4 protein-coding genes and 1 pseudogene are annotated in these 7,622 nt (G+C 52.6%); 4 read left to right on the top strand and 1 reads right to left on the bottom strand.

Translation table 11 applies throughout. From position 1 onward, the window contains the following. Nucleotides 1-218 precede the first annotated feature (218 nt). The 4 genes and pseudogenes from V7730_RS21240 to V7730_RS21225 form a co-directional block, all read left to right on the top strand. Nucleotides 219-760: pseudogene (locus V7730_RS21240) on the top strand (IS66 family transposase); the annotation flags it as partial. Between the two features lie 122 nt (nucleotides 761-882). Further along, entirely contained in the window at nucleotides 883-1,983 is a 1,101-nt protein-coding gene (locus V7730_RS21235; RefSeq protein ID WP_335749554.1) for an alkene reductase, read from the top strand. 1,068 nt (nucleotides 1,984-3,051) lie between these two features. Further along, nucleotides 3,052-4,236 carry an FAD-binding domain-containing protein gene (locus V7730_RS21230; protein ID WP_443070263.1) on the top strand — a complete coding sequence of 395 codons (1,185 nt, stop codon included), beginning with the start codon at nucleotides 3,052-3,054 and terminating at the stop codon, nucleotides 4,234-4,236. A gap of 419 nt (nucleotides 4,237-4,655) precedes the next feature. Next, on the top strand, nucleotides 4,656-6,191 hold the full coding sequence (locus V7730_RS21225) for a deoxyribodipyrimidine photo-lyase (protein ID WP_335749552.1): 1,536 nt from the start codon (nucleotides 4,656-4,658) through the stop codon (nucleotides 6,189-6,191). Nucleotides 6,192-6,467: 276 nt separating this feature from the next. Here the strand turns inward: V7730_RS21225 and V7730_RS21220 are convergent, their stop codons facing one another. Next, entirely contained in the window at nucleotides 6,468-6,779 is a 312-nt protein-coding gene (locus tag V7730_RS21220) for a rhodanese-like domain-containing protein (protein ID WP_443070262.1), read from the bottom strand. Nucleotides 6,780-7,622: the final 843 nt, after the last annotated feature.

The following is a 7,622-nucleotide window of genomic DNA, read 5'->3' as shown; positions in this document are numbered from 1 at the left end:
AGATGCATCTTAGCCAAGCCGCAAAACTGTCCTAAAAAGCAGGACCACTTCACTCCAGGCCGTGAATGAAAATTTCTCCAATCACGTATTGCCGAAACCTTTGGCAGTACTCCGACGCTCAAGTACTTCGAAACCCAAGTGGTCGTGCAGAACACTCGCCGATCGATCTGAACGATCAACGTCGGCCATAAACCAGTATGTTCAAAACAAAACATTTGCACGCGCGCCGTAAGCTCAAGGAAGTCCATGACCGTGATGGCTCGCCATTGCCGCCGAAGGGCTCAAGCGTATTGCGAAGTTCTACAAGATCGAAGAGGCTATCAGGGGTCAATCGGCTGAACAGCGCAAGGCCGCACGACAGGAGCAAACCAAGCCGTTGGTGGATGACTTCGAGGTCTGGCTCAAAACCCAACGATCTCGCATCTCCGCAAAATCGCGTCTTGGCGAGAAGCTCAGCTATATTGCCAAATATATGGGCGGCCTAAAGCTGTTTCTTGAAGACGGCACTGTCGAAATGGACAGCAACATCGTCGAACGCGCCATTCGCCCCATCGCCCTTAACCGCAAAAACGCGCTGTTCGCGGGCCATGACGAAGGTGGCCGAACCTGGGCCCGCATCGCCTCCCTTATTGAGACCTGCAAGCTCAACAACGTCGAGCCATATGCATAGCTCAAAGCAACGCTCGAAGCCATCGCCAAGGGCCATCCAGCCGCCCGCATCGATGAACTCATGCCATGGTACTTTGACAAACAGGCATGACACCGCTTACAGAGAACCCTGCAGTGCCGCCTACCTTTCACCCACAAAACCGAGCGCCCCGACTCAAGGGGCAGGGCAGTTCTGTGTGCATCTCAAAACACTCAAATAAAACGGAGATCCGAATGACTGATCGACCCAACCTCTTCCAGCCAGTAAAGCTTGGCGATCTGGAGCTGCCCAACCGCGTCCTTATGGCACCCCTGACCCGCAATCGGGCGCAAGACGACGGCACCCCCGTTGCGATGGCGGAAACCTATTACGGCCAGCGCGCCTCTGCGGGCCTGATCTTTACCGAGGCGACGCAAGTCTCTGCCATGGGCAAGGGCTATATAAAGACGCCCGGCATCTATGAGCAGAAGCATATCGACGGCTGGAAAAAAATTGTGGATTCCGTTCATACAAATGGAGGCCGCATTTTCATGCAGCTCTGGCATGTCGGGCGGATCAGCCACACCTCGCTGCTGCCTGATGGGCGCAACCCAGTCTCTTCGACCGACAAGGCGGCCGAAGCCATGACCTACACCCATGACGGCTTCGAAGCGACTTCGAAGCCCGATGCTCTGACCGAAGCAGGTATCCGCGAGACGGTCGCCGATTTTGTGATCGGTGCTAAGGCTGCTAAATCGGCTGGTTTTGACGGGATTGAGGTGCACGCGGCAAATGGCTACCTGCTGGAGCAGTTCCTGATGGACGGCGTTAATGACCGTACCGACGCTTATGGCGGCTCGCCGGAAAACCGCCTGCGGATCGTCAACGAGATTCTCGACGCCGTTTCCGAGATTTGGCCGACGAACCGGATCGGCATTCGCCTCTCACCGCTGGGTCAGTTCAACGACGTTACCGACAGTGATCCCGAGGCGCATTTTGGCTACTTTATCGATGAACTGGATAAGCGGGGCCTTGGCTACCTACACATGGTAGAGGAAGCCCCGGGTGCTGAGACCGACGCGGAACAGACCGCGATCATGAAGCGTCTGCGTGCGAAGTGGAGCAGCTTTTATATCGTGAACGGTGGGTATACTGGTAACAGCGCCGCCCAGGCAGTGGTCGAGGGTCACGCAGACGCCGTCGCGTTCGGGCGCGCCTTCATCGCGAATCCGGATCTGCCCAAGCGCCTGCGGCTCGACGCCACGCTGAACCAGGGCGATAGCGACACCTATTACGGCGGCACTGAAAAAGGATATATCGACTACCCATTCCTTGACGTAAGTGACCCCGAATAAGAGAAGCGACAGTTTCGCTTCACAGTCGATCATAGTGTCTGATGTATATTGCACTTAATGTTTTTGCGGGCAGGCAACCTTGCCCGCAATTCTTGATGAAAGAACTTTTCAGATTAGCGCACCTCGATCACGCTAACACTTCAACGAACATCGTCAGATTAACATTTTTGGTGATGGCGTATTATATTATTCACAGCAGCTTCACCTTTCGCTGGTTGCGCCGACATTAGTGACTGCCTCCTAGGAAGTGCTGTACACAATTCGAATAACCGGCTGTAAAGGGCGGCTGGTGTCCTTGGGACGCGCCTACGTTAAGGGCGGGAAGTGGCCATTCGCTGCAAGTGCGAAACCTGATGGTTCGATCGGCCAGAACTGACATTCAATCTGTCACAGATCGATAGTTTATGCTGCGATGCGGAAGGCAGCTCCGAGCCATTTTAGTTTGATGCGACAACCCGTGCCAATCTTAGCTTTCCAACTCTCGAATTTTCAATCGCCAATCCAAAGGGCAAAAATAACCATCAACTCAGAGCATCCAATGGACAATCAAAGCGACCACACGTTTGTAAGAACCTGAGGAACAGGTGGTCCCGGTTTTCAAAGTGCTCTTGGGATCGTAAACGCAGGTGTCTGTTCGCTCATGCTTTGGCACCTAAAACATTTCTGCGTGTTTCAATGACAACCAGCGTTTCGCTGCATATCGTTACAAATCTGCCGTCCGACATCAAATTCATATGCATCCAATCTCCCTCCTGCGTCGTATAATAAATAGTAAATTATTTTTGAGAGTGCTGTTGGCTGGTTTCCCTACTCAAACTATCCGTCTTGACCAGGCTTTCCGTCCTTGCGAGCACCTGGCAAGCAAAGACGTCATGCATGCGTTTCGGGCGTCAGAAACCAGCGCCCCATTTGGATCAGTTGATGGTGGCACGCTTTTAATTGATCAGTTGCGTGATCACCCAGAGCTTGTCGTGAATACGGCATCACAATGTGCATTCACACGGCTGATTGGTAGGATGCTGACCATTGACTGAATTGGTGCCGACACGCGCGGCCGGTCTTGCCGCGATGCAGGCGTTTACTCCAGCAATGGGTCGCTGGTACGAGAATGGACGCAATTATGATCACGGCGCGGGTCAGCACAAAGCGGTGTCGATGTTATCGCCGTACATCCGCCGCAGGCTGATCACTGAACAAGAGGCGGTCGCAGCAGCTTTGGATGCTCACAGGCCTGACGACGTGGGAAAGTTTGTCGAAGAGGTGATCTGGCGCGGCTATTACAAGGGCTGGTTAGAACGGCGTCCGCAGGTTTGGGTAAGCTATGTCCAAGGGCTGAAAACAGACCTGGATTCTCTCAAACGGGATCGTCGTTTGCGGCGTGACATCGAATTGGCAGAAACGGGTCAAACGGGGCTGGATTATTTCGATACATGGGCGCAAGAGTTGGTTGAAACGGGATATCTTCACAACCATGCACGAATGTGGTTCGCGTCGATCTGGATTTTCACGCTTGGACTTCCTTGGCGACTTGGGGCTGATTTTTTTTACCGTCATTTGCTTGATGGGGATGCCGCGTCGAACACGCTGGGGTGGCGTTGGGCGGCGGGTCTGCATACGCGTGGCAAACCCTATCCGGCACGCGCACAAAACATTGATACATTCACCAACGGCCGTTTTACGCCAAAACAGGATGAACTTTCGGAGGTTGAACAGGGTTTGGAGGCTTCTGAGCCGGATGGCCTCCCATCAGTGCAGCCGTTGCGCAAATTCCATGAGGCGCAGCCTGACCTGCCAACCGTGCTTTTGATCACAGACGAAGATTGCCAGATCGAGAACTTTGATCTTGCTGCCTTTGGTTTGTGCGGCGCGGCTACATTGTCATGCAGTCACTTGCGATCACCGCGTTGTGTGTCCGAGCGTGTTTATGCCTTTGAGGCTGGTGCATTAGCTGATGCAGCGTTGCGATTGAATTTAGATGTGACGCATCTCAAGGCGACCGAGCCGTCAGTTCTGGCTGACTGGGCGGCACAGGCTGGCGCAAAGCAGATTTTTACACCTTTTGTGACCCACGGACCTTTGCGCGACTGGTTGAATTTAGCTGAGCCTCAACTTGAGGAGCGCGGCATAACACTATGTGAACAGCGTCGCGCGTGGGATGATGCGATATGGTCGTATGCGACCGCTGGCTTTTTTAAAGTCAGAAAAAATATCCCGCAAATATTGGGTCAAACGATAGGCTTGCACCAGCGATGACGTCTATCCCGTCCCGCACGGCTGACCTCGTAAGCCGCTATATGGTCCTGACGAAAGAGGTTATGCCTCAAATGGCGCGTGACCCGGCGGTGAAATGGCCTGTACGCAACGATCATTGTTTTCAGCGTATTATTCTTGATATTGTTTGCGATGGGCCTTGGTTCGCGCACCTGTCTAGGCCAGCCTACAAAAGTCTTTCCCACGACCAAGCCGTCCGTGCGGTGCAGTTGTGCGAAGACGTCATCGCTAATCGTGTCGACCTATACGATCTCAATAGGAGATCGCTCAATTGGCGTGGAAAATAGGCGATGTAAAAGAGTGGCCTCACAGATAGCGCTTCTCTGCTGGACCAAAAGCCAAACTTACGACGCCAAACGCGACTAAGAGCGTCTTCAAACATAAAAAGAAATAAACTCCACATGACACAGGCGCCCCGCATTGTTTGGTTTAAACGAGATCTGCGGATCAATGACCACGCCCCGTTGCTTGCCGCGTCGCGGACAAACGCACCCATCATACCGCTTTACATTTTTGAGCCTGAATATTGGTATCAACCCTTCGCATCTCGTCGCCATTGGCATTTTATCCACGATTGCCTTTGTGATTTAGACAGTGGTTTGGCTGAGTTGGGTCAACACCTTGTTGTAAAGGTTGGCGGCTCTTGTGACGTGATCAAAAAACTTCATTTAGAGCACGATGTAAGCCACGTGTATGCACACGAAGAAACAGGAAACCTATGGACATATCACAGAGATATAGCCGTTCAGAAACTGTGCCAGAACCACGGCATTGCACTGCATGAAGCACCCACTAACGGGGTTGTCCGGCGGCTGCGCAGTCGAGATGACTGGTCCAAAATCCGAAACGCACGCATGGCTGAAAAGATACTGCCAAAACCAAATACGCTAAATTCATTTCCGCCGTGCAGTTCAGATACCCTACCTGATAAAAATGACCCGATCTTTGGCAATGTACCTATTGGCAAGGTGCAAAAGGGCGGGCGAAAACACGCGGTTGCTGATCTGCGCAGTTTTTTAAATCACCGATCTCGCCAATATCTGTACCATATCTCAGCACCTGATTCATCTGAGTTCCACTGCTCTCGCCTCTCCGCTCACCTTGCATGGGGCACCTTATCTGTGCGTGAGGTGGCGCAATCTATAGTCAAACGCCGTGCCCAGTTATCGCCTGAGGAAAACAAAATCTTTGGGCGCAATCTTACGGCTTTTGGCTCTCGCTTGGCATGGCGCTGTCACTTTATTCAAAAAATCGAAGATCAACCTGAAATAGAAACGCACTGCATGCACCCTGCATTCGAAGGGCTACGTGTAGGCGAACACAATGATCTACATTTTCAAGCATGGGCGAGCGGTCAAACTGGGTACCCTTTCGTTGATGCCTGTATGCGCAACCTGACTGCAGAAGGCTGGATCACCTTCCGTATGAGAGCAATGCTGGTAAGCTTCGCCAGCTATCAACTATGGCTCGATTGGCGCGTTACGGGCGAACATCTGGCACGGCTGTTCACAGATTATGAGCCCGGGATTCATTATAGCCAGCTGCAAATGCAATCAGGTGTAACAGGTATCAACACGATGCGCGTTTATAATCCGATCAAACAATCGATGGAGCATGATCCAAAAGGCACTTTCATTCGAAAGTGGGTGCCTGAGCTCAAGAGCGTTCCGGATGAGTTCATTCATGAACCCTGGAAATGGGAAAAGACACTGATCGACGATCGTGATTTTACGCTTGGGCAGGACTATCCTGCCCCACTTATTGATCAAGCTGTTTCTGCGAAGGCTGCAAAACAACAGGTCTCTGCCATACGGAAAAATCAGGACTTTGGGGTCGCGGCAAACGCCATTTTCCTCAAACTAGGAAGTCGAAAATCGGCTTCAAAACGCAAGAAGAAGATCAAATTAAATGATAATATCCAATTATCACTGTTTTAAGGTAAAACTTCAAAACCCAAGAGCAGCCATTGGGGTGCCTGCACCGAAAGTGTGCTTTATCAGCACACCACGTTTCAGCCAGAAAAGGTGCTGCATAATGCACGAAAGTCCGGTTCGACGGGCCGCACCGCAGCATCCTGAGGTGGACGTGAACGGCAGCAATGGGCCGCAAGCAGCAGCCTCGTGTTCGTTAGGCACATTCTGGCGGGCTGATTTGGTCGTTCTCAAAAACAGTTCGCCAGATGGATTTCGAAATTGGGCCAGTGCTGGGTTACCTCAGGAGGCACCCAGTATGACGGTTAGCCCTAACATATTCCAACTCTGCATGCCTCCTCGGTAATAAAAGATCTTCTCAGCAGGAAAGCCGGCTTCGATCATACGGCGCGCTGCGGTCGGTGACTGGCCGCACCAAGGGCTGTTGCAGAATAGCACCACCGCAGGAACGTCAGTCTTGCAAATCCAACCATCGAAATCGACCTTGCACCCAAACTCGTCCAGCCTGTCGGCAGCTTCGGTATAGGGTACGGAGATTGCACCCGGAATCGTGCCTTGCTCGTATTGCGGGCGTATGCGTCCGTCGACGAGCACGGCATCACTGGACTGCAGGAACTGCCGGCGTTTTCAGCGGCTTGCGGTGCAACACTCCCGGGTGGCTAGGGTGGTTGCAAAATGAGGGGCGTTACAGCACTTTTCGGTTTTTCGGCTAACGCCCCCGGTTTGCACCCCGATTTTTTATTTTTCGCGAAATGCGGGTAGTTCTCTACTCGGAGTAGACAACCACACAGAGTCAGTGACCCCTTTGCCGCGCGGCAGCGAGGAACCCCGAATTGGGTGCCCAGAAGGGCGATTTTCGTGTTGTCGAAAGCCGCAAAAAAGCCCGCAACGGGCGATACCGTGCGGGCTTTCGATCTTGTCGGAGCAGATTAGCCTCTCACGGCTTTTTTCTCCTGTTGCGCGAAGGTCTCGTGACCCTCTGGCAATTCGGTCCACGGGCCGTCTAACTCGTGGCCGACGCGGTAGTAATACGTCGTTGCGTTCATTGCGAGTGCATAGGGGTCGCAAGGCGACGGCTACAACGGCCCAAGATTTGCCGATATGACGAAGGTGACGGGCGCGGTCGATTGTGGTCATTGGGCGTTCCTTCATTGGTGTCATGTCAAAGGGCATCAGGTAGAGTCATTTCGGTTGGTAGGCAGAGACGGGTCGCTGCCGTCGCTGCACGGCTGCTTAATGAACCATAAGTGTATCGCCTTTGAGCCGGGTCATGCGACCAAGATAGTAGGTGGAAACATTCAGTTATGGGTCTTGGGCTGTAGCGGCAGGAATGCAGACATTCGCTGCACTTTGCATAGAGGTCTGCTGTGCGGGGCGATTTTAACGGGTCGACGCAACACTTTAATCTTTAGCCAAAGATGGAGTGATCAAAATGAA

Source organism: Sulfitobacter sp. (assembly GCF_036961165.1).
In the GTDB taxonomy this organism is placed as follows: domain Bacteria; phylum Pseudomonadota; class Alphaproteobacteria; order Rhodobacterales; family Rhodobacteraceae; genus Sulfitobacter.
This window is presented reverse-complemented; position numbering and strand designations above follow the sequence as displayed.

What these genes read in the sequence shown, in the direction of transcription:
- V7730_RS21235 (WP_335749554.1), top strand. Translation starts at nt 883, where the DNA reads ATGACTGATCGACCCAACCTCTTCCAGCCAGTAAAGCTTGGCGATCTG.
- V7730_RS21225 (WP_335749552.1), top strand. Translation starts at nt 4,656, where the DNA reads ATGACACAGGCGCCCCGCATTGTTTGGTTTAAACGAGATCTGCGGATC.
- V7730_RS21230 (WP_443070263.1), top strand. Translation starts at nt 3,052, where the DNA reads ATGCAGGCGTTTACTCCAGCAATGGGTCGCTGGTACGAGAATGGACGC.